Source organism: Marinobacter sp. DY40_1A1, from assembly GCF_016597815.1.
GTDB lineage: Bacteria > Pseudomonadota > Gammaproteobacteria > Pseudomonadales > Oleiphilaceae > Marinobacter > Marinobacter xiaoshiensis.
The window spans coordinates 120,584-141,255 of the sequence record NZ_VCHA01000002.1; the positions used below are offsets into that span (position 1 = coordinate 120,584).

19 protein-coding genes and 1 other RNA gene are annotated in these 20,672 nt (G+C 53.8%); 11 read left to right on the plus strand and 9 right to left on the minus strand.

Annotated elements, in window-relative coordinates:
* Positions 1 to 133: 133 nt before the first annotated feature.
* Positions 134 to 1,813 (plus strand): DNA repair protein RecN, encoded by a 1,680-nt coding sequence (recN, locus tag FFI61_RS06405; RefSeq protein ID WP_200369679.1) that lies wholly within the window; start codon positions 134 to 136, stop codon positions 1,811 to 1,813.
* Positions 1,814 to 1,909: 96 nt separating this feature from the next.
* Here recN and fur read toward each other — a convergent pair whose 3' ends face one another.
* Positions 1,910 to 2,320, minus strand: a complete 411-nt coding sequence (fur, locus tag FFI61_RS06410) for a ferric iron uptake transcriptional regulator (RefSeq protein WP_200202991.1) — start codon at positions 2,318 to 2,320, stop codon at positions 1,910 to 1,912.
* Between the two features lie 122 nt (positions 2,321 to 2,442).
* On the opposite strand from fur, the gene FFI61_RS06415 reads away from it, so the two are divergent.
* Complete coding sequence (locus FFI61_RS06415) at positions 2,443 to 2,769, plus strand: outer membrane protein assembly factor BamE (RefSeq protein ID WP_200202993.1); 327 nt, start codon at positions 2,443 to 2,445, stop codon at positions 2,767 to 2,769.
* On the opposite strand, the gene FFI61_RS06420 is transcribed toward FFI61_RS06415, so the two are convergent.
* The 3 genes from FFI61_RS06420 to FFI61_RS06430 form a co-directional block, all read right to left on the minus strand.
* Positions 2,763 to 3,056, minus strand: a complete 294-nt coding sequence (locus FFI61_RS06420) for an RnfH family protein (protein WP_200202996.1) — start codon at positions 3,054 to 3,056, stop codon at positions 2,763 to 2,765. The two genes, FFI61_RS06415 and FFI61_RS06420, sit on opposite strands and share 7 nt — an antisense overlap.
* Complete coding sequence (locus FFI61_RS06425; RefSeq protein WP_200369680.1) at positions 3,056 to 3,499, minus strand: type II toxin-antitoxin system RatA family toxin; 444 nt, start codon at positions 3,497 to 3,499, stop codon at positions 3,056 to 3,058. Before FFI61_RS06425 ends, FFI61_RS06420 begins: the two co-directional genes overlap by 1 nt.
* Before the next feature lie 74 nt (positions 3,500 to 3,573).
* A complete protein-coding gene (locus FFI61_RS06430; RefSeq protein ID WP_200369681.1) occupies positions 3,574 to 5,199 on the minus strand; it encodes a sodium-dependent transporter in 1,626 nt (541 codons plus the stop codon).
* 178 nt (positions 5,200 to 5,377) lie between these two features.
* Here FFI61_RS06430 and smpB point away from each other — a divergent pair, with 178 nt between their 5' ends.
* The 3 genes from smpB (at position 5,378) to ssrA (ending at position 7,862) form a co-directional block, all read left to right on the plus strand.
* On the plus strand, positions 5,378 to 5,857 hold the full coding sequence (gene smpB / locus FFI61_RS06435) for an SsrA-binding protein SmpB (protein WP_200203011.1): 480 nt from the start codon (positions 5,378 to 5,380) through the stop codon (positions 5,855 to 5,857).
* Positions 5,858 to 5,990: 133 nt separating this feature from the next.
* Positions 5,991 to 7,409 (plus strand): WS/DGAT/MGAT family O-acyltransferase, encoded by a 1,419-nt coding sequence (locus FFI61_RS06440; RefSeq protein WP_200203013.1) that lies wholly within the window; start codon positions 5,991 to 5,993, stop codon positions 7,407 to 7,409.
* 88 nt (positions 7,410 to 7,497) lie between these two features.
* Positions 7,498 to 7,862, plus strand: a transfer-messenger RNA (tmRNA) gene (gene ssrA, locus FFI61_RS06445).
* A 104-nt stretch (positions 7,863 to 7,966) separates the two neighbouring features.
* Here the strand turns inward: ssrA and FFI61_RS06450 are convergent.
* The 4 genes from FFI61_RS06450 to FFI61_RS06465 form a co-directional block, all read right to left on the minus strand.
* Positions 7,967 to 8,386, minus strand: coding sequence for a c-type cytochrome (locus tag FFI61_RS06450; protein WP_200369682.1), 420 nt, complete (start codon positions 8,384 to 8,386; stop codon positions 7,967 to 7,969).
* 63 nt (positions 8,387 to 8,449) lie between these two features.
* Positions 8,450 to 9,199, minus strand: a complete 750-nt coding sequence (locus FFI61_RS06455; protein WP_200369683.1) for a copper resistance protein B — start codon at positions 9,197 to 9,199, stop codon at positions 8,450 to 8,452.
* Positions 9,196 to 10,887: a copper resistance system multicopper oxidase gene (locus tag FFI61_RS06460; protein ID WP_200369684.1), complete on the minus strand. Its 1,692-nt coding sequence runs from the start codon at positions 10,885 to 10,887 to the stop codon at positions 9,196 to 9,198. The genes FFI61_RS06455 and FFI61_RS06460 overlap by 4 nt, the downstream gene beginning before the upstream one ends.
* A 94-nt stretch (positions 10,888 to 10,981) precedes the next feature.
* Positions 10,982 to 11,515, minus strand: coding sequence for a cupredoxin domain-containing protein (locus FFI61_RS06465; protein WP_200369685.1), 534 nt, complete (start codon positions 11,513 to 11,515; stop codon positions 10,982 to 10,984).
* A 204-nt stretch (positions 11,516 to 11,719) separates the two neighbouring features.
* Between FFI61_RS06465 and FFI61_RS06470 the strand changes: the two genes are divergently transcribed.
* The 3 genes from FFI61_RS06470 (at position 11,720) to FFI61_RS06480 (ending at position 15,466) form a co-directional block, all read left to right on the plus strand.
* Positions 11,720 to 12,385, plus strand: coding sequence for a response regulator transcription factor (locus tag FFI61_RS06470; protein ID WP_200369686.1), 666 nt, complete (start codon positions 11,720 to 11,722; stop codon positions 12,383 to 12,385).
* Entirely contained in the window at positions 12,372 to 13,703 is a 1,332-nt protein-coding gene (locus tag FFI61_RS06475; protein ID WP_200369687.1) for an ATP-binding protein, read from the plus strand. Before FFI61_RS06470 ends, FFI61_RS06475 begins: the two co-directional genes overlap by 14 nt.
* 203 nt (positions 13,704 to 13,906) lie before the next feature.
* A complete protein-coding gene (locus FFI61_RS06480) occupies positions 13,907 to 15,466 on the plus strand; it encodes a BCCT family transporter (protein ID WP_200369688.1) in 1,560 nt (519 codons plus the stop codon).
* A gap of 114 nt (positions 15,467 to 15,580) precedes the next feature.
* Here the strand turns inward: FFI61_RS06480 and FFI61_RS06485 are convergent, their stop codons facing one another.
* Positions 15,581 to 16,465 (minus strand): LysR family transcriptional regulator, encoded by an 885-nt coding sequence (locus tag FFI61_RS06485; RefSeq protein ID WP_200369930.1) that lies wholly within the window; start codon positions 16,463 to 16,465, stop codon positions 15,581 to 15,583.
* A 104-nt stretch (positions 16,466 to 16,569) separates the two neighbouring features.
* Here FFI61_RS06485 and FFI61_RS06490 point away from each other — a divergent pair, with 104 nt between their 5' ends.
* From FFI61_RS06490 to FFI61_RS06500, 3 genes are all read left to right on the plus strand, one after another.
* Positions 16,570 to 18,009, plus strand: coding sequence for an aldehyde dehydrogenase family protein (locus FFI61_RS06490; protein ID WP_200369689.1), 1,440 nt, complete (start codon positions 16,570 to 16,572; stop codon positions 18,007 to 18,009).
* Positions 18,010 to 18,016: 7 nt separating this feature from the next.
* The gene (locus FFI61_RS06495; RefSeq protein ID WP_227714709.1) at positions 18,017 to 19,000 is read left to right on the plus strand and encodes a dipeptidase; all 984 of its coding nucleotides are present in this window, start codon (positions 18,017 to 18,019) and stop codon (positions 18,998 to 19,000) included.
* Between the two features lie 79 nt (positions 19,001 to 19,079).
* Complete coding sequence (locus tag FFI61_RS06500) at positions 19,080 to 20,636, plus strand: BCCT family transporter (RefSeq protein WP_200203035.1); 1,557 nt, start codon at positions 19,080 to 19,082, stop codon at positions 20,634 to 20,636.
* Positions 20,637 to 20,672: the final 36 nt, after the last annotated feature.

Genomic DNA, 20,672 nt, shown 5'->3' on the forward strand with positions numbered 1-20,672 from the left:
CAGGTTTCAACCGTTAAAAGCACCATTCCTTGAGAAAATATCTGCGAAGTGATTGCAAACCCGAAAACCCCTGTATATATTCACAGTCACTGTATGAACGAACAGTATATTTTCAAGAGCGGAGGTTATCTGCATGCTCACACAGCTCACCGTTTCCAACTACGCGATCGCCGAAAGAGTAGAACTGCAATTCAGCAAGGGCATGACAGCTCTTACTGGCGAGACAGGAGCAGGCAAATCCATTGTGCTGGACGCACTGGGGTTGGCCATGGGCGGGCGCGCCGATGCGGGTGCTGTGCGCCATGGCGCCAAGCGTGCAGACATTACAGCCACTTTTGATGTTTCGGGCATATCAGATGCCCAACAGTGGCTGGAAAACCACGAGCTGGATGACGACAACGACTGCATTTTGCGCCGCGTCATCAGCAAGGACGGTCGGTCTCGAGCATACATTAATGGCCAACCCTGCCCTCTCGCGCATCTGAAAGACCTGGGTGGACTGCTGATGGACATCCACAGTCAACACCAGCACCAATCACTCCTGCGAAAAGAAACCCATCGCAAGCTGATAGATGAATACGCGGGCGCGGAAAATCTTGCAGACCAGACTCGCGAAGCATGGAAAGCCTGGAACCAGATTCGCACAAAACTGATCGAGCGCCAGCAAAATGCAGAGGAGTCTGAAGCCCGACTGCAGTTGCTGCGCTATCAAGTGGAAGAACTTGACCGCCTTGCTCTCGAAATCGGGGAGCAAGAGCAACTTGAGCAAGAGCAGGAACAACTGAGCCAGGCCGATGCAATTCTTCACAATAGCCATCAGGCAGCACTGCTGTGCACAGAAGATGAAACCAGCGCAGCTGGCTTATTGCGCCAGGCGCTACAGCAATTAGAGCAGTTACCGGTTGAAATACCTGCGCTGGCCGACACGATTCAAATGCTCAACGAAGCGCAGATCCAGATCAGTGAAGCGGGCGACAACCTTCGCCACTTTGTAGATGACTACGAAGCCGACCCTGCGCGCCTGACCGAAGTTGAAGACAGACTAAGCGCCATCTACCAGATGGCGCGCAAACACCGCATCAACCCCGAAGATCTCCCGGAGTTTCATTTGCGGCAAAGTGCGGAACTGGCCGAACTGGATGGCGGCGAAGGCAGCCTGGAACAACTGGAAATAGACCTTGAAAGCCACCGCACCACCTTCAATGAACTGGCAGGCAAACTCTCCGATCTCCGCGCTAAAGCAGCAGCTGAGCTGGATCAGCGCATTGCCGGTGAACTTGCCCAGCTGAGCATGCCATCGGTTCAGTTTGTTACCCACCTGAGCAACAACAACCAGAACGAACCGGCACCTCATGGGCTGGAAGAAGTGGAATTTCTGGTTAGCGCAAACCCGGGGCAACCCGCAAGACCTTTGGCAAAAGTTGCCTCCGGCGGCGAACTTTCACGAATCAGCTTGGCAATTCAGGTAGTAGTCGCGCAAACGTCTACCACTCCAACCCTGATCTTTGACGAAGTCGACGTGGGCATTGGCGGCGGCACAGCTGAGGTGGTTGGCAAGCTACTGCGCTCGCTGGGAGCCAACGGACAGGTTATCTGCGTCACTCACTTGCCGCAGGTTGCGGCCCAGTGTCACCAGCACTTGTTTGTGAGCAAATTCACCCAGCAAGACGCAACTTTCTCGAAAATCGAATCGCTGGACGATCAGGGAAGAATCAGTGAGGTGGCAAGAATGCTGGGGGGTGTTGATATGACAGAGCACACCATAGCCCACGCAACAGAAATGTTTTCCAAAGGACAGGCGACCCACCACTGAACGGATGCCGCCAAACACTCCCCCTCTCGACCCTGAGAGCTGTTGGGGCAGGCTTCACGGCCTGCCCCTTTTTTATTCGGGGATAACTCTGCAGCTTCAGGACTTCAGGGGTTTCACATACAGAATCAGACTGTGCTCGACTATTTCATAGCCGTGCTCTTTCGCAATTATCTGCTGACGCTCCTCAATCACTTCATCAACAAACTCAATCACTTGCCCTGTCTGGGTACAAACCATGTGATCATGATGATCTTCGCCGGCCATCTCAAATACTGCATGGCCGCCTTCAAAGTTGTGACGTAACACCAGTCCCGCTGTCTCAAACTGAGTAAGTACGCGGTATACGGTGGCCAGACCCACATCATCACCCTGATCCAGGAGCCGTTTGTACACATCTTCTGCGCTGAGATGATGGTCCTTGGCGTTTTCCAGGATGTTGAAGATCTTCACTCTTGGCAGAGTTACCTTGAGACCGACTTTTCGTAGTTCGGCGTTTTCAGATGACATGTTACTATTCACTCTTTGGTGTGCCTCACGGCTTCCGGTATGATGAAGCCGCCATTTAACGGTTAACCCGTGCCACACCTGCCCTTGGCAGGCGATTTCAAGATAGAGGATTTCCTCCGGCGATGCAAAAGCTCACAGCTCTCATTCTTACTATCATTCTCTCCGGTTGCGCTTTCCCGGGCGTATACAAGATCAATGTCCAGCAAGGCAACATTGTTACCGATGAAGAGCTGTCCAAACTTAACGAAGGCATGCCCCGTAGCCAGGTTCAGGCGTTACTCGGGACCCCTTTAATGCTCAACCCGGTTGATAGCTCCCGGGAGTACTATGTATACACCTTCCAACGCAGAGGCGGCTCTATTGAAGAGCAACGCATCATCGTCTTTTACGACGCTGACCGTTATACCCACTATGAAGCAGAACTCCTGAACGAGACCCCGGCCTACTGATCAGCTGCGGGCTTCTTTTTAGCCCGGTTCAATCGCGCCTGCTTCGGATCAATCTGGAGCGGGCGGTATAGCTCAACTCTATCCCCTTCTCGCAGTTCGTGATCCGCGGGCTTTTTTATCACCTTGCCAAATATCCCCATACTGATGGAGTCCACATCAATCTCCGGGAAAATAGTGGCAATTCCTGACAGCCGGGCAGCGTCGACGGCTGTCGCGCCATCAGGCACTTGTACCGATATTATTTCCTGCTTGTCTGGCCGCGCGTAAGCCACTTCAACCCTGAGCATCAGCCACCCCCTTTATAGATGTCATCCGCACGACGACAGAAGGCATCCACCATGGTTGTTGCTGCCTGATTGAATACAGGCCCGAAGGTCATGCGCGAAAGAGAACCCGAGAACTCGAATTCCAGCGTCAGAATCACCTTGCAGGCATTTTCATCCAGAGCTTTAAAGTGCCAGCGGCCCTTCAGGTTGCGAAACGGGCCATCCACCAGATTCATTTCAATGGCTTCGGGCATCAGCAACTGGTTGCGGGTGGTGAGCTTATGGCGAACGCCTCCCTTGGCAATTTCCAGCGACGCCATAATTTGCTCAGGGTTTTGCTGATGAATCTCAGCACCCGCACACCAGGGAAGAAACTCGGGGTAGCGGGCAATATCGTTAACCAAGTGAAACATGCGCTCCGCGGAGTGCATAACCAGGGCTGTTTTATCAATCTGATGAGCCATCGGAACCGGTTGTCCTGCTTACAAATACACTTTAAGGCCGACTACAGGCCCTACAACAACAATCACACCTGCGATCAAACGCTATGATAAAGGATATCACCGTCTTTAGGGGCATTTTGAGGGAGGGACTGAGGCAGGTCAGGTTTGTTCTCAGTCGCTTGCTCTGCTGGTAGCAACTCACCCGCACCCTCTCCTGCCCCGTCGTCGACAACACCCGCACTACCCGTTTCAATTATTTGTGGTGGAGTGCCATTTTGTTCCTGGAGCACCAGCCCAGGCCCGGGTTCGCACCAGAGTGCCTCACTGCCTGTGTCGCACATATTTACCAGTGAACCTGCAGTGTAGTGAACGCCAATGTAAGCAACGACCAGAGGCAGGACCAGGCGCATAACCCAGAACCAGATTGTGCCAAAAAGCCCCGGGGTCTTTCCGAGCATGCTTTTTGAGAGATTGCGTGTCAGGCACCAGCCAGTAAAGAGCGCTATAAGAATCGAAACTAAAGGAATCATCAACCCGCCGGTTAACAACTCAAGCCAGCGGAATACCGTGGCGCCTCCAAGCCGGTATTGCGACCACAAATTGAATGAAAACAAAGAAGCGAGCCCCGCAAGCCACACGACCAACCCCACTAACAAAACAGACAACCCTCGGGGCGCTCCCGTCCACTCACGGAACCAGCCAACGACCGGCTCCAGCAGTGCAAGTGCCGTCGACCAGACGATCATCACTACCATCAGAAAGACAGTTGCGATCACAAACTGACTCGCAGGCAGTTCAGCAAGCGAAACCGGAAGCGATACGAACAGAAGGCTAAAGCCTCGTTCACCATCAAAAGCACTGCCTTGCGTCGCCATGGCGAAAATCATTAACCCCGCCAGAATCGCAACCAGCGTATCCATCAACACAACGGCCAGAATGGATCGTTTGAGTTGCGTATTCGGTGTGGTGTAAGCACCCAGAACCGCCCACACACCCATACCTAATCCCAGGGTATAAAAGGCATGAAACAATGCCGCGCTCAGGCTGCCCCATGTGAGATCCTGTGGATGCATCTCGAGTATCTGGCTCATGGCGCCATCAATCCGGCCATACCAGGCAGCAAGCCCAAATAGCGCCAGCATAAGCATCAGCGTACCTGGCGCAACGATTCTGAAGGCCCGCTCAAGCCCGCCAACTACACCCTGCCCAGACACCCACAAGACCATCACCAGGAAGAACCCATGCCAACCCATGAATACGCGAAACTCGCGGGGGTCGGAAACCAGCGCAGCAAGAATCCCGGTAGCCTCTGCATGACCAACTCCGGAAAACCGTCCTACGGCACCGTAAAACACATAGGCCAGTGCAATCGCCCCGAAAACCGCCGTAAACGACAGGACCAGGAATGCGCCCAAAATACTGAGTCGACCCACGGCCATCCAGGCTCTCGAACGTTTAGCGCTGCGTATAAGCCCGTCCATCGCCAACACAATACCGTGACGGGCATGCCGGCCAATGACCGCCTCAGTAATCATTAGAGGCAGGGTAACCAGCAACAGGCATCCGAGATACAGGAGAATAAATAGCCCACCACCATGCAAGCTCGCCAGATAAGGGAACTGCCACAGGTTTGCCAAGCCCACAGTTGCACCCACTGCAGCCCAGAAAAAGGTTGATTTTCGGGTAAACGACCCGATATGTGTTTGGTATGGCGTAGGCATTTTCGCCTCGGAAAGTGTCTGGCCAAGTATTGTAGCCGAAGGACTCCTCCACGCACGAACCGCCTGTACCTTTGAGGGTGATTTCGTGACCAGTCTGGCACTCCTGAGCTACAATGCGCCTTTTGCCGACCTGCGACAGGCCGGCCCGTTCATTCGTCCGCATCCGGATAATTGATTCATGAGCAAGAAAAAACCCGGTACGCCGAGTAGTACCATCGCCCTGAACAAAAAGGCGAAACACGAATACCACATAGAAGAACGCTTCGAAGCGGGTATGGTCTTACTCGGCTGGGAAGTGAAATCACTGCGAGCCGGCAAGGCCCAGATAACCGACGCCTATGTATTATTAAAAGACGGCGAGGCTTTTCTGCTGGGCGGGCATTTTCAGCCCCTTACAGAAGCCTCCACCCATGTTATTGCCGATCCTACTCGCACCCGCAAATTGCTGCTGCACGCCAAGGAGTTGGCGAAGCTGATCGGGGAAACAAGCCAGGCAGGTCAGACTTGCGTGCCTTTGGCACTGTACTGGAAAAACAACAAGGTAAAGTGCGAGATCGCCTTGGTGAAGGGCAAGAAGCTATTCGACAAACGCGCTACTGAGAAAGAGCGCGACTGGGACCGCCAGAAGCAGCGTATTCTGCGTGATGGCAACGCCTGACACCAGTTTTTAGCCGACCCTATACTGATCCGCGTCATAAAGTGCAGGTGCTTTGTGTCGCATACTCCCTCTCTATGCACCGTTTTTTATCCTGCCTATACTGCGGTTTCGGTGCACCTCGGAGGGAGGAACTATGCCACCTAAACGAACCCCAATGACGGCGGTAGACCGCTCATGGTTGCGGATGGACACGGCCAGTAACCCGATGATGATCTCGGCGGTACTGGTTTTCGATAAACCGATCGCAACAAGCCGCCTCAAGCTCATCCTCAATGAGCGTTTCCTGCGTTTTCAGAGGTTCCGCCAGCACATTGTTGATGAAGGTGACAAGGTATACTGGCAGAACGACCCGCTCTTCGATATTGACAACCACCTGCACCGGATAGCCCTCCCTGGCAAAGCCGGAAAGAATGAACTCCAGGCATTGACCAGTGATCTGAACAGCACCTCGCTGGATTTTCGTCGCCCCCTCTGGCAGATACATTACATCGATAATTACCAGGGCGGATGCGCGCTCCTGATCCGCATCCACCATTGCATTGCAGATGGCATTTCCCTTGTACGGGTGCTGCTGTCACTCACAGACAAAACACCGGAACCCGGCAGCAAGAGAGCATTCCCGACACGAGCCCAAAAACAGCCCTCATCTTCAATCGTGGGCCGGGTTCTACATCGCGCCCTTGATACCACCGAAGCAGCAACACAGCAGGCTCGCCTGTTTATGCAGGCGGTAAGGGACCAACCCAACTACCCCCTAAAGCTTGCCAGCACTGCCAGCGGTGTTGCAGTGGACCTGCTAAAGCTGGGCCTTTCGCCCTTTGAACCCAAAACAGGCCTCAAAAACCCACTTTCTGGCCGCAAGCAGGTAGCGTGGGCGGAACCACTGGATCTTGCGGAAGTAAAAGCCTGTGCCAAGGCGCTGGGTGGCACTATTAACGATGTCCTCCTGTGCGCCACAACCGGCGCACTCCACAGGCACTTTAAAGCGAGCAAGGAAGTTATCCCGGGCTGCGGGATACGTGTTGCCGTGCCCTTCAACTTGCGGCCACTTAACCAGCCCATCGAAACGCTTGGAAACCAGTTTGGCCTGGTACTGGTATGCCTGCCGATTGAAATCGCAGACCCGATAATGTGTTTCCAGCAGGTGCAGGAGAACATGAACCGCCTCAAACAGTCCTATCAGGCCCAGGTTACCTACAGCCTGCTGGACCTGTTCGGGCGTGGCCCGGACATTCTGGAGCGGCGAGCCCTGGACCTCCTCAGCAATAAAGCCTCGGCGGTACTCACAAACGTACCGGGCCCAAGAGAACCCGTTTATCTGGCTGGGAGCAAACTGGTGCAGCCTATGTTTTGGGTGCCACAAAGCGGCAACATAGGTATTGGCATGAGCATTTTCAGCTACGCCGGTACGGTGCAGTTCGGTATTACTGTGGACAAAGCCATTCATGCCGACCCGAATGACGTGATGGACTATTTCCGGGACAGCTTCGAGGCCTTGAGCCACGCAGCTCTGGCAGGCCGGCATGAGAGCAAAAAACACCAGTCAGCCTGAGAATCATTGGCCCTTCAGGCAAGACCGCACAAAACAACAACAATGAGGCCTTGAAGTTAAGCGAGGCGGCCACATATACTGTGAGTAAGGGGACGACATGGCTTCGACGCTGGTGGCGAACCCTTGGGTGCATGTCGAGATGGCAGCGAATCTCGTAAATCCAAAGCTGCAACGCAATAGTCGCAAACGACGAAAACTACGCACTAGCAGCCTAAGGGCCGCTAGTCGTCCTGACTGGGTCGCCCGTAGCCCAGAGCTACATCTCAGGACGTCATCGCTTACGGGATGCTCCGTTATCCAGAGTTCACTGGCTAACGGCTAAGATTTAAAGAACTCGCCTCTTACACCCTGGCCTTCGGGTCGTTCGAGGTTAAATCAATAGAAGGACATAAACATGTAGATCTCAAGGCACAGTGCTGGCGGACGCGGGTTCAATTCCCGCCGTCTCCACCAACCAAGAGTTTCAAGGGGTCCAGCGAGACCCACTGAAACGCCCCAAAGCCCCGGAAACGGGGCTTTTTTATGCCTATTCATTCCATAATGATCCAAAAGCCAAATTACATCCCACTCCTTTCAAACCATGCATCATAAATCCGCTTATCCCATTTGCTCTGGAAGAACGCGATGGCGGCTTTTTGATCGTCCCTGGAGAGTTCATTTCCGAACGGGGGCATTTGGCCACCCATGGGAGCGCCACCCTGATTGATCGTGCCCATCAGCATGTCGAATGGATGGTGCCAGGCGTGCCCCGTTCCGTTAAGCGGTGGCGGCGGGAAGGAGCCATCTTCGAGCCGCTTTCTCCAATTAAAGGCCCCTTGGGCGTTGGAGCCGTGACAGCTTGCGCAGTTGTCGTCGAATACGGTTGCGCCACGCTCGACCTGGGCTTGGGTGTACCAGCGGCCATCTACCGTCCCGTCACTGCAACCACTGATCAATCCTACTAAAAGAATTCCAAATGAAATTTTTACCTTACGCATTCAATTCGTGCACCCAAGTTATTCAGTGGTGGTGTTCATCTATCTTCCTTTATGCTTCTTCTCTTAAAAGGAGAGCCGCGCCCCAACGACTACAAACCAATCCTCCGTGCTACCGCCATCGGCCCTGGCAAAATCCGCTGTATCACCGTATTTGCGTTCGTGAACAACACCAACGTAAGGCGAGAAAGCGCGGTCAACTAGGTCGTAGCTCAGCCGTAACCCGGTTTCTGTGGACACCAGGCCCTTCCCTACTCCAATTTCCCGATCCTCGCTGAACGCTGCTGTTGCATCGAAAGTAGCTGTGAGTATCCAGTAATTGGTGAGTAGCAATTCATACTCTGCATCCAGATCAGCAGAAGTGTCGCCGTCCTTGCTCACGTAAAGGTTCGCATCGATTTCAAACCACTGCGGCGCCAGGCCTGCCACACCGAGAACTGCATAGGTTCGATCCGGGCCTTCCGGAGTGTCGAATCGTACCCCGGCCTTTGCATCGAAGAATGTTGATATCGGGATTTGCCCCACCAACTGGTTTTCGAGTTTTTCGTAAGCTTGCTCTTCGAAGGAATACTCCCCACTGGAAAGCCAGCGAGCTTTGAAATTGTCAGTGCCATAAAAGAAATCCGCATCCCAAACACCTATTTCTTCATCACTGTCACTGTAACGGTATTCAAGTTCTTCGAACTGCGCGCCCCACACCTTCAGCGGCTGCTTACGCTGGGTGGTATCCGGCATCCGCTCTTGAGCAGACGCCAGCGCCGGTATGACACTCAAGCTAACAACCGCACTTGCAATCAACGGCATCCAAAGCTTCATACGTCACCCCCAATTTCGCTCGGCTGCTCACTGAATGCGGCCTGAGTGGATTCCGGCCCACCCTCAACAATCACTTTTCGGAACATGCCAGCCGCCATGTGGTAAGTCAGGTGGCAATGGAAGGCCCACTGCCCAGGCGCATCCACTTCGGTTTCCATGTAAACCGTCGTACCAGGCTGCACACTGACTGTGTGTTTGATCGGATTCCATTGGCCAGCACCGACATCGAGAATCGACCACATACCGTGCAGGTGCATGGGGTGCGTCATCATGGTTTCGTTTACAAATTTGAAGCGAACTCGTTCGCCATATTTCAGGCGTATGGGCTCAGCGTCCTCGTATTTAACGCCATTGATACTCCAGGTGTAGCGTTCCATGTTGCCGGTAAGCCGCAACTCGATTTCTCGTGCGGGCTCCCGTTCTTCATAAAGAGGCTTCTGTGCTTTCAGATCGGCATAGGATAGAAATTTGCCGCCATTGGCTGCGGTTGGAACCAGCCCGCTACCTTTAGCGTAAAACGGATCACTTGCACCGCCTTCAGGCATCATCATGGCGCTATGATCCATACCCTCCATATTGGAATGGTCCATATCGGGCATCTCAGCCATTTTGTTTGCACTGCCCATGTCACCGTGATCCATTCCCGGCATGCCGCCCATGTCCGCCATGGTCAATCGTGCGGGCTCGCGCAATCCGGGAACAGGCGCTTCCATTCCTTCCTCTGGCGCCAGCGTTGCTCGCGCATAGCCGGAACGCCCCATAGACTCGGCAAAAATCGTATAGGCTTGCTCGTCCTTGGGCCGAACGATCACGTCGTAGGTTTCCGCAACACCAATACGGAATTCATCCACATTGACCGGCTGTACGTTATTGCCATCAGCCTGGACAACGGTCATTTTCAGGCCCGGAATCCGGATGTCGAAATAGGTCATTGCGGATGAGTTTATAAAACGCAGCCGAATTCGCTCGCCGGGCTCAAAGAGACCGGTCCAGTTCTGTTCCGGACCTTTGCCATTAATCATGCCGGTAAAACCCTGCAGATCCTCAACATCGGCCTGCATCATGCGCATGTCGCCCCATGCCAGGCGTTCTTTCACCGTGCTCAGGAAGCCGTTTTCTGAAACGTCCGAAAAGAACTCCCCCACGGTTTGCTGTTTACGGTTGTAGTAATCCGGCGTTATCTTGAGGTTGCGCATAACCCGTTCGCTGGCGTGCGGGTGTTTATCCGTCAACTGAACCACGTATTCGCGATCGTAGCGAAACGGCTCTCGCCCTTCTGGTTCGATGATAATGGAACCAGAGGCCCCCTCCGGCTCCTGAAAGCCCGAGTGGCTGTGAAACCAGTAGGTTCCCGATTGTGTAATGGGGAACCTGTAGGTGAACGTCTCTCCGGGTTTGATGCCAGGAAAGCTGATCCCTGGAACACCATCCTGCTCAAAGGGAAGAATCAAACCGTGCCAGTGAATAGAGGTCATCTCGTCAAGGTTGTTGGTGACGTTGATAGAAACCTCTTCTCCCTCTTTGAAGCGTAAAGTGGGGCCAGGAGATGTACCGTTGTAACCAACCCCCTCTTTCACAAATTCCCCGGTATCGATTGTCACTCGGTCCACGGTCAGGTTGTACTCACCCGCTAAGCCAATAGCGGGCAAAAGCAGGCTCAATGCGCCTGCGACAAGGGTCCTCATCATGATCAACTGCTCCCGAACTACTTCGTCGTATTCAAAGATCCCGACGCGCCGGCTATTGAGCGGGCGCGCTAAACTCTTACTTGTTCAAAAGGATTCAGTTGAAATTCACTTCGCCGTACATGCCTGCCTGATAGTGCCCTGGAACGTTGCAGGCAAACTCGATATTGCCCTTTTCGGAAAACGTCCAGATGATTTCCTGGCTCTCTCCCGGCTCTAAAAGCACGCTGTTCGGGTCGTCGTGCTTCATGGACTTGCCGTGCCCCATATCCATTTCCATCATGTCGTGATTGAGCTTGCCGCCCTGAATAGCGCCGTGCTCAACCATCATCATCATTTCTTTTTGATGTGCTTCGTGCATATCGGGGGTGCCAATGTTGAATTCGTGCACCAATTGACCTTTGTTCTGAACCAAAAAACGCACCGTTTCTCCTGGTTTGACTTCGATAGCTTCAGGCTCGTAGTAGTTGTCATACATCTCCACTGTAATGCTGCGACTGACATCAGACGCTTTACCCGGTTCGCCGCTCTTGGCGCTGTGACCATGCCCACCTCCGTGGGTACCTGCTCCAAGTGCTGCCAAGGGCATTGAAATGGCAACTGCTGCAACTGCGAACTTTGCTAGACTCATCAAATCTTCTCCTGTGGTGCGGCGTAACGTGCGTTCAAAACCTGTGTTTGCCCCGCAACGTGAATGTTGTGCTAAAACGCCTGATACCATCGCGCACGAACCTGAACTCTTTCTGAAAATCCGGATTTATTTGCAGTTCAGGCTCAGTTCAGTTTGATAAGCGACACTGCTGCCGACTGTTTTGACGTAAGAAGGAAGCGACACATGAGACTGCTGCTGGTAGAGGATGATCAACTGCTTGCGGAGGGGCTTTCTAGCCAACTTGAGAAGGCTGGATTCAGTGTGGATATCGCCCACACAGCCAAAGAAGCGGGGGTTTTAGGTGAGCAGGAAGACTACAAGGCAGGCGTGCTGGATCTCGGGCTGCCAGACGGAAATGGCCTGGATGTGCTGAGACGGTGGCGCGCAAACAAAGTTGCCTTTCCGGTACTGATCCTGACCGCAAGGGGGGACTGGCAAGATAAGGTAAACGGCCTCAAAGCAGGCGCGGATGACTACCTGGCCAAACCCTTTCAAACGGAGGAGCTGATTGCCCGCTTGAATGCCATCATGCGCAGAAGCGAAGGCAGGGTTCACTCAACGGTAAAAGTGGGGCGGTTTGAACTCGACGAAAATCGACAGTGCCTGCAAATCGAAGATGGCACGGAACACAGCCTGACCGGTACGGAATTCCGGTTACTGCGCTGTCTGATGGGACGGCCTGGTCATATTTTCTCCAAAGAGCAGCTCATGGAGCAGCTATATAATCTAAACGAAAGCCCCAACGAAAATATCATCGAAGCTTACATCCGACGCCTGCGAAAGCTGGTTGGCGCAGAAACCATCGCAACCCGGCGCGGTCAGGGATATCTGTTTAATGACACTGTTTAGAAAGCCTGTTTCCATAAAAGGGGCACTTCTGCTCCTGCTATTACCCGCAGGCATAGGCTTGATGGCCATCGCATGGTTTGTGCATGGATTGCTTCTGGAACGAATGTCCCGGGAATTTGTCGAGAGCCGCCTAAAGGATGAAGTGGCTTTTCTGGAGCATCATATTCGCCAGGCTGATGGCCAGACAGACATGTTCAAGACTGGAGATTATTTTGAGAAAGTATTCCATCATGCTTTTGCTATCCAGTCTCCGGCTCAAACAGTCATATCTCCACAATCCTGGCAACCGTTGCTGAGCCCCATGCTGTTATCGAATGACCAGAACAGCATCAGGGTACACGGTGCTGAGATTCCGAATGCGCCCTCCGACATTCTCGCCTATCGAAAATCATTTTTGGCAAACGATATACCTTTCACCGTGATCGTTTCAGAAGATATGGGCGCGCTGCAAAACAGCCAAGCCGAACTGCATGCCTGGACAGCAATCGTATCGATTTTGCTGATCTTGTTGCTTGTGGGGATTATCTGGTTCGGCATCAATCTGTCGATGCGCCCCGTGGTCTCGCTCCAAGCTGCTCTCAAGCGCCTGCAGAGCGGTGAAATTTCCCGGATAAACGTGGAGGCTCCGGAAGAATTCCGGCCACTGGTGCAACAACTCAACCAACTTCTGGACTCCCTGGACCAGCGGCTTGAGCGCTCCCGGGAAGCGCTCGCAAACCTGTCTCACAGCGTTAAAACGCCCATCGCTGCCGTCAGGCAGGTTCTCGAAGATACCAGCCGCCCGCTGGAAAATGATCTGAGGCACGAGATGGGATCGCGCCTGAGTGATATTGACCGGCAGTTGGAAGCGGAAATGCGGCGCAGCCGGTTTGCGGGTCCTCAGGTGGGTAAAAGCGCCTATCCCGTTCAGCAAGCCCGCGATCTCCTGTGGATGCTGGGCCGGCTCTATCCCGAAAAGTCGTTTGAACTGTCAACGTCACTCAGCGGCGAGTGTCACTGGCCAATCGAGGAACAGGACCTGAACGAAATATTAGGGAACCTTCTCGATAATGCCGGTAAATGGTCGACCTCGTGCGTTGAACTTTCTCTGACACAAGGAAAAAGCATTGCCAGCATCGTTGTGACTGATGACGGCCCCGGAGTCAAAGCTCATGAAATGTCCAGCCTGGGCCAGCGCGGGTTGCGTCTGGATGAACAGATACCCGGGCATGGCCTGGGACTCGCCATCGTAAGTGAGATCGTTGAGCGGTACGGTGGGAACATAACCTTCTCATGCACTTCCAGGGGATTGAGCGTAGCTGTCGAAATGCCCAGCTAGCCTGCGAGCATCAACTGGATATAGCCCTCCCGATATCACTCTTGAACCTCGACATGACTGCTGAGTTCGGATGTTCCTCAGCATGCTTCCCAGAAGCCGCCAAACGAGCGCCTCCATGGGCAGAAAAACCGGGCCTGGATTGGTATTGGCAGGGTTTTTATGGCACTGTCCCGCGCCAGAATTTATTAAAAAAGGTTTAGTTTATGATTAAGGGCAACGACAAATCAGGCGGAGACTATTCAATAGCTCAGCTTGGCGACCCAGTAGTACTCACGCTCAGCGTTGGTTTTATTGCGCTGTTTGTTGGCTTTTCTCTGTTCGATCTCAAAGGCGTAGCTGAGCTGATTGGTAACGGTTTTGCCTGGACAGCCAAAGTGTTTGGCACTTACTTCCAGATGTTGTTGTTGGCCACATTCTTTATTGCTATTGGTCTGGCTTGTACCCCGGCAGCCAAAGCCAAGATTGGCAACCTTGCCAAGCCAGAGATGAGCACCTTTCGATGGCTCTCTATCATTATGTGTACTCTGCTGGCCGGTGGTGGCGTATTTTTTGCGGCTGGCGAGCCCATCTATCACTTTGTAGTAACACCGCCTGCCTACACCTCAGAGCCGGGCACTGCGGCTGCAGTTTCCAATGCACTGGCTCAGTCCTTTATGCACTGGGGCTTCCTGGCTTGGGCCGTTCTCGGCACCTTGGCCGCAATCATTCTGGCTCACGCCCACTATGTGCAGGGCAAACCACTGCAACCACGCACACTGCTTTACCCGGTATTCGGTGAGCGCGTTATGAGTGGCTGGCTGGGCAGTGTAGTAGACGCCTGCTGCGTAATCGCCATTGTAGCCGGTACTGTTGGCCCCATCGGCTTTCTCGCAACCCAGATGAGCTTTGGGCTCAGCGAACTGTTTGGCCTGACTGATGGCCTGATAACACAAATGGCCATCCTGATTGCCTTGGCTATGATCTACGTGACCTCAGCGGCAACCGGCGTTCACCGTGGCATTCAGTTTTTGAGCCGGATGAACGTGTTTTTGGCATTGGCCATCGGAGCCATTATTTTTGTCTTCGGCCCTACTTTGTTCCTCACCAACACCTACTTCCAGAGCATGGGCCAATACGTTTCTTCCTTCATGGCTATGGCAACCATGACGGCCGATACCGCCCCGGACTGGTGGATGCAGTGGTGGACTGTGTTCTTCTTCGCATGGTTTATTGGCTATGCACCGCTGATGGCCATTTTTGTTGCCCGTATCTCTCGCGGCAGAACCATTCGTGAAATGATTCTGGCGGTTGCGGTTATGGCACCTGTTGCCACTACCATCTGGTTTACCCTGCTGGGCGGCTCAGGCATCTACTACCAGATGACCGGCGTGATAGATCTGACTGAGGCTCTGAACAGCTTTCGCTTCGATATAGCAACTTTGACGGTTGCCCAGGCTCTGCCAGGCGGCGGCTTCATGGCACTGGCTATTCTGGTACTAACCACGGTTTTTGTTGCCACCACCGGTGACTCCATGAGTTACTCCATTGCTGTTGTGAGCACTGGCCACGATCAGCCGAATACTTTTGTGCGCGCATTCTGGGGTTTGGCAATGGCAGGCATGGCAGGCATTCTGCTGTACATGGGTGCGGGGCAGATCAGTGTGCTTCAGCAGTTCATTGTGATCACAGCCATTCCGGTATCTCTGATCCTGCTGCCTTCTCTGTGGCTCGGCCCCAAAGCGGCTTATGCCATGGCGCGGGAACAGAAGCTGATTCCTGAATAAACAATACTGATCAGCAGCCTCGGGAGCGTCGCTCTCAGGCTGTGAAACATTCTTGCTCCTCCCGACAAGCGCTCTGCTTTGCGGGAGGGGCAAGCACATCAGCACCCTGCCCCGTCACACCACGTCATACTGCAACTTCTCCAGAACAAAAGAGTGCATAGCTTGAGCTGCCGGGCTGAGCGTGCGGTTTGCCGCCTGCACCAATCCAATTCTGCGCACCACATCCGGATCACTTAACGGGATAAAGCAAAGGTTAGCGCTGTGCTCCGGGAACGCCAATCGCGGCAGGGTTGTTATGCCAGCACCCGCTTCCAGCATGGCAATCAGTGAAATCATATTGGAAATGTAAAAAGCGCTGTTCTCCACCAACTCCGTAGCCTCAGTGCCCATCAATAGCCGGGATGTTCCGTTCCGAATCAACTTTTCACCCTGCAAGCTGCGCCAATCCAGCGACGTTGCCGCAGCAAAGACATGATCCTTACGACACACCACCCCAACCTTGTCCTCAAAGAGGTGGGTGTATTCCAAGTCATCAGTATTTTGCCAAAGACTGGTTATTCCCAGATCAACCTCACCGTGCGCCACCATCTGACAAACATAGTGGGCGTTTTCATCATGCAAACTGATATTGAGACCGGGAAACTGCTCAATAAACTCCGCCAGGAACGACGGCATAATCCGACTGGCCACCGAGGGCACGGTGGCAATGTGTATGTGGCCCTGCTGCCCACCAGCCTGGCTCACCACATCTTTTGCAGTGCGGTCATGCTGGCCTACCAGATCACGGAACCTTGGCAGGCAGTACTCACCAAACGGCGTTAACTTGTTTTGTGCGCCACGCTCAAACAGGTTCTGCCCAAGGCGGTTTTCCAGCTCACGCACGGCCATTGAGATGGCTGGCTGGGTACGGTGCAATCGCCGGGATGCCCCGTGAAAACTACCCTCTTCCACAACCGTGATCACATAGCGTAACTGCTGAATTTTCAGCTCTGGCAATATTGCACTCACCTGATAAGCACTCCTTATCGCTCAATCTTTATAATTGATTATTCTTATTATTACATCTTGACTAGTATGCATGCATCGTAAATAAGGAGGTCGTCATGTCCACTTCGCATCCGCTTTATATCAATGGCCAATGGGTAACCGGGGCTAGCAGTATCACCAACACCAGCCCGTCTGATCTCAGCGATGTTATCGGCGAGTATGATCAGGCTACCAACGAGCAAACCAAAGAGGCCATCAGTGCCGCCCAAAGCGGTTTTGCCCAGTGGAGCCAAAGTGGCCTTGAGCAGCGCTATAACATTCTGATGGCAATCGGTAACGAGCTGATTGCCCGCCAGGATGAACTGGGCGAGTTGCTTTCCAGAGAGGAAGGCAAGCCTCTAGCAGAAGGCAAAGGCGAGGTTTATCGCTCTGGCCAGTTTTTCCATTACTACGCCGCCGAAGTTCTGCGCCAGATTGATGAGCGTGCAGACTCCGTTCGCCCTGGCGTGGAAATCGACGTTCGGCGTGAGCCACTTGGTGTTGTGGGCATCATCAGCCCATGGAACTTTCCGATGGCAACCGCCGTCTGGAAAATCGCCCCTGCACTGGCCTTTGGCAACGCGGTGGTATTCAAGCCCGCCAACCTGGTTCCTGCCAGCGCCTGGGCGCTAGCTGAAATCATCAGCAGACAAAACCTGCCTGCAGGCACCTTTAACCTGGTGATGGGTTCCGGTGGCGAAACCGGCGAAACCCTGATCAACAGCCCGGACATACAAGCCATTACCTTTACCGGTTCCCTCGAGGTAGGCCGCAGGGTTGCAGCAGCTACCGTAGGCAATCTGGTTAAGTGCCAGCTCGAAATGGGCTCAAAGAACGCCCTGATCGTGCTTGATGATGCAGACCTCGACCTTGCCGTAGAAGCCGCATTCAACGGTGCCTATTCAGGTAGTGGGCAAAAGTGCACCGCATCCTCGCGCTTGATCGTGACAGAAGCTGTTCATGATGAGTTTGTATCAAAACTGAAGGCACGGCTTGAGCAGGCCAAGGTCGGTCACGCGCTTGAAGAAGGTGTACAGATTGGCCCCATCGCAGACAAGCGTCAGCTGGAATCCAACATGGCGTGGATTGAGCGCGCCAAGGCCGACGGCGCAACACTCGCGTTTGGTGGCTCCAGAGTAGACACCAAAACCGATGGCTACTACATGCAGCCTACGCTCTTCACCGACACCACTAATGATATGGAAATCAACCGGGATGAGGTATTCGGCCCCATTGCGTGCGTCATCAAGGTACCCGACTACGAAACCGCGCTGTCCACCCTGAACGACACCCAATATGGGCTGACAGCCGGCATCATCACCAACTCATTAAAAATTGCTTCAGACTTCAAAGCCCGGGCACAAACCGGCTGCGTGATGGTGAATCTGCCAACCGCAGGTACGGATTACCACGTTCCGTTTGGAGGCCGCAAAAACTCCAGTTTCGGCCCCCGTGAGCAGGGTCAGTATGCCCGCGAATTCTACACCGTTGTGAAAACCTGCTACGTGCGGGCCTGATAAGAGGATGAACTCCATGCTCACCATTGATGGGCTTCAGTACTCCAACTGGTCCCGGGAGATATTCGAGCAGATGCGTGCCGGCGGTGTTTCCGCTGTGCACGCCACTCTGGTTTACCACGAGAACACGCGGGAGACTCTCTCACGATTTGGTGACTGGAACCGGCGCTTCGAACAACATAGCGACCTGATCATGCCGGTCTATGAAGCCGAGGATATCCAGGTAGCACAGGAAGCTGGCCGAATCGGCATCTTTTTTGGCGCCCAGAACTGCTCGCCCATCGAAGATGACATCGACATGATTGCCGTGATGCGCCGCCTTGGCCTGATGATCATGCAGCTCACCTACAACAACCAAAGCCTGCTGGCCGCTGGTTGTTATGAAGCTGAAGACAGTGGCGTGAGCCGGTTTGGTCGACAGGCCATCGCGGAAATGAACCGTGTGGGCATGATCATCGATATGTCCCACAGTTCGGAAAGATCTACGCTGGATGCCATTGAACTCTCCAGCCGGCCGGTGATTATTTCCCACGCCAACCCGGCTTCGTTTCATCCGGCGAAGCGTAACAAATCAGACAGGGTACTGAAGGCCATTTCGGAAAGCGGCGGGTTACTTGGTTTCTCCGTATACCCCTTTCACCTGAAAGACGGGCCGGACTGCACCCTCGAAAGCTTCTGCAACATGGTGGCCGATACCGCGGATTTGATGGGCATAGACCACATCGGCATTGGCACGGATTTGTGCCAAGGTCAGCCGCAGTCGGTTCTGGACTGGATGCGCAACGGCCGCTGGTCGAAAGAAATGGACTTTGGCGAGGGCAACAAGAACAACGCCGGATGGCCCAGGCCTCTGTCGTGGTTCAAGGACAACCGCGACTTCCCTGCCATTATCGAGGGGTTGCGACAAAAAGGATTTAACGAGACAGAGATAGAGAAAATCATGGGTCTTAACTGGCTGAACCAACTGAAAATCGGTACCAAGCCTTTGTAATGATCCTGAAATGCCAGCATGCACGGATGGCCAAACAGCACAGATAGAGCAAGGTGCAAAAACAACAAAGGTAGGCATCATGAAAAACAACAACATCAAGGCCGGTGGAGACTATTCTATAGCTCAACTTGGCGACCCCATTGTCCTTGCGTTAAGCGTGGGCTTTATCGTTCTGTTTGTCGGATTTTCGCTGTTTGATCTCAAAGGCGTGGCTGATTTGATTGGCGGTGGCTTTGCGTGGACGGCCAAAGTGTTTGGCACTTACTTCCAGATGTTACTGCTGGCAACCTTCTTTATCGCCATGGGTCTCGCCTGCACACCAGCAGCAAAGGCCAAAATCGGCAACCTCGACCGGCCGGAGATGAGCACCTTCCGCTGGCTCTCCATCATTATGTGCACCTTGCTGGCCGGCGGCGGCGTGTTCTTTGCGGCCGGTGAACCCATCTATCACTTTGTTGTGACACCTCCTGCGTATACAACAGAACCTGGTACCGCAGCGGCGGTGTCCAATGCCATGGCACAGTCCTTCATGCACTGGGGCTTTCTGGCTTGGGCGGTTCTGGGAACTCTCGCGGCGATTGTTCTGGCCCATGCTCACTATGTGAAGGGCAAACCGCTGCAGCCAAGAACACTGCTGTACCCGGTATTTGGTGAACGCATTATGTGCGGTTGGCTGGGCAGTGTGGTGGATGCCTGCTGCGTGATTGCTGTCGTTGCCGGAACCGTTGGCCCTATCGGCTTTTTGGCCACCCAGATGAGCTTTGGGCTTAGCGAATTATTCGGCATGACAGACGGCCTCGCCACACAAATGGCCATTCTGGTGGTTCTCGCAATTATCTACGTGACCTCCGCGGTAACGGGTATTCACCGCGGCATACAGTTCCTCAGCCGGCTAAACGTGTTTCTGGCGCTGGCTGTCGCCGCGATCATTTTCGTGTTTGGCCCAACACTGTTCCTCACCAACACCTATTTCCAGAGCATGGGGCAGTATGTGTCTTCATTCATGGAAATGGCCACCATGACCGCTGAAACGGCGCCGGGCTGGTGGATGCAGTGGTGGACCGTATTCTTCTTTGCCTGGTTTATTGGTTATGCACCGCTGATGGCAATCTTCGTGGCCCGCATCTCTCGCGGCAGAACCATCCGCGACATGATTCTGGCGGTTGCCGTGATGGCGCCTATTGCCACCACTATCTGGTTTACCTTGCTGGGCGGCTCAGGCATTTACTACCAGATGACCGGCGTGATTGATCTTGCCGAAGCACTGAACAACTTCCGCTTTGATGTGGCCACCCTCACGGTCGCCCAATCCCTTCCCGGTGGCGCATTCATGGCGCTGGCAATTCTGGTGCTGACTACCATTTTTGTCGCCACCACAGGTGACTCCATGAGCTACTCCATTGCCGTAGTAAGCTCAGGCCACGACCAGCCAAATACCTTTGTGCGGGCCTTCTGGGGCCTGGCGATGGCCGGCATGGCCGCCATCCTGCTGTACATGGGCGCCGGGCAGATCAGTGTGCTTCAACAGTTTATTGTGATCACCGCTATTCCGGTGTCGCTGGTACTGCTGCCATCGCTGTGGCTTGGGCCCAAAGCGGCCTATGCCATGGCACGAGAGCAGAAACTCATATCCTGATAACTTTGAACACTAGCCTGTAGATATGCCTGTAAG

Excerpts from the sequence above, each read along its gene's own strand:
- recN (WP_200369679.1), top strand. The coding sequence starts at position 134 with ATGCTCACACAGCTCACCGTTTCCAACTACGCGATCGCCGAAAGAGTA.
- fur (WP_200202991.1), bottom strand. The coding sequence starts at position 2,320 with ATGTCATCTGAAAACGCCGAACTACGAAAAGTCGGTCTCAAGGTAACT.
- FFI61_RS06415 (WP_200202993.1), top strand. The coding sequence starts at position 2,443 with ATGCAAAAGCTCACAGCTCTCATTCTTACTATCATTCTCTCCGGTTGC.
- FFI61_RS06420 (WP_200202996.1), bottom strand. The coding sequence starts at position 3,056 with ATGCTCAGGGTTGAAGTGGCTTACGCGCGGCCAGACAAGCAGGAAATA.
- FFI61_RS06425 (WP_200369680.1), bottom strand. The coding sequence starts at position 3,499 with ATGGCTCATCAGATTGATAAAACAGCCCTGGTTATGCACTCCGCGGAG.
- FFI61_RS06430 (WP_200369681.1), bottom strand. The coding sequence starts at position 5,199 with ATGCCTACGCCATACCAAACACATATCGGGTCGTTTACCCGAAAATCA.
- smpB (WP_200203011.1), top strand. The coding sequence starts at position 5,378 with ATGAGCAAGAAAAAACCCGGTACGCCGAGTAGTACCATCGCCCTGAAC.
- FFI61_RS06440 (WP_200203013.1), top strand. The coding sequence starts at position 5,991 with ATGCCACCTAAACGAACCCCAATGACGGCGGTAGACCGCTCATGGTTG.
- FFI61_RS06450 (WP_200369682.1), bottom strand. The coding sequence starts at position 8,386 with ATGCGTAAGGTAAAAATTTCATTTGGAATTCTTTTAGTAGGATTGATC.
- FFI61_RS06455 (WP_200369683.1), bottom strand. The coding sequence starts at position 9,199 with ATGAAGCTTTGGATGCCGTTGATTGCAAGTGCGGTTGTTAGCTTGAGT.
- FFI61_RS06460 (WP_200369684.1), bottom strand. The coding sequence starts at position 10,887 with ATGATGAGGACCCTTGTCGCAGGCGCATTGAGCCTGCTTTTGCCCGCT.
- FFI61_RS06465 (WP_200369685.1), bottom strand. The coding sequence starts at position 11,515 with ATGAGTCTAGCAAAGTTCGCAGTTGCAGCAGTTGCCATTTCAATGCCC.
- FFI61_RS06470 (WP_200369686.1), top strand. The coding sequence starts at position 11,720 with ATGAGACTGCTGCTGGTAGAGGATGATCAACTGCTTGCGGAGGGGCTT.
- FFI61_RS06475 (WP_200369687.1), top strand. The coding sequence starts at position 12,372 with ATGACACTGTTTAGAAAGCCTGTTTCCATAAAAGGGGCACTTCTGCTC.
- FFI61_RS06480 (WP_200369688.1), top strand. The coding sequence starts at position 13,907 with ATGATTAAGGGCAACGACAAATCAGGCGGAGACTATTCAATAGCTCAG.
- FFI61_RS06490 (WP_200369689.1), top strand. The coding sequence starts at position 16,570 with ATGTCCACTTCGCATCCGCTTTATATCAATGGCCAATGGGTAACCGGG.
- FFI61_RS06495 (WP_227714709.1), top strand. The coding sequence starts at position 18,017 with ATGAACTCCATGCTCACCATTGATGGGCTTCAGTACTCCAACTGGTCC.
- FFI61_RS06500 (WP_200203035.1), top strand. The coding sequence starts at position 19,080 with ATGAAAAACAACAACATCAAGGCCGGTGGAGACTATTCTATAGCTCAA.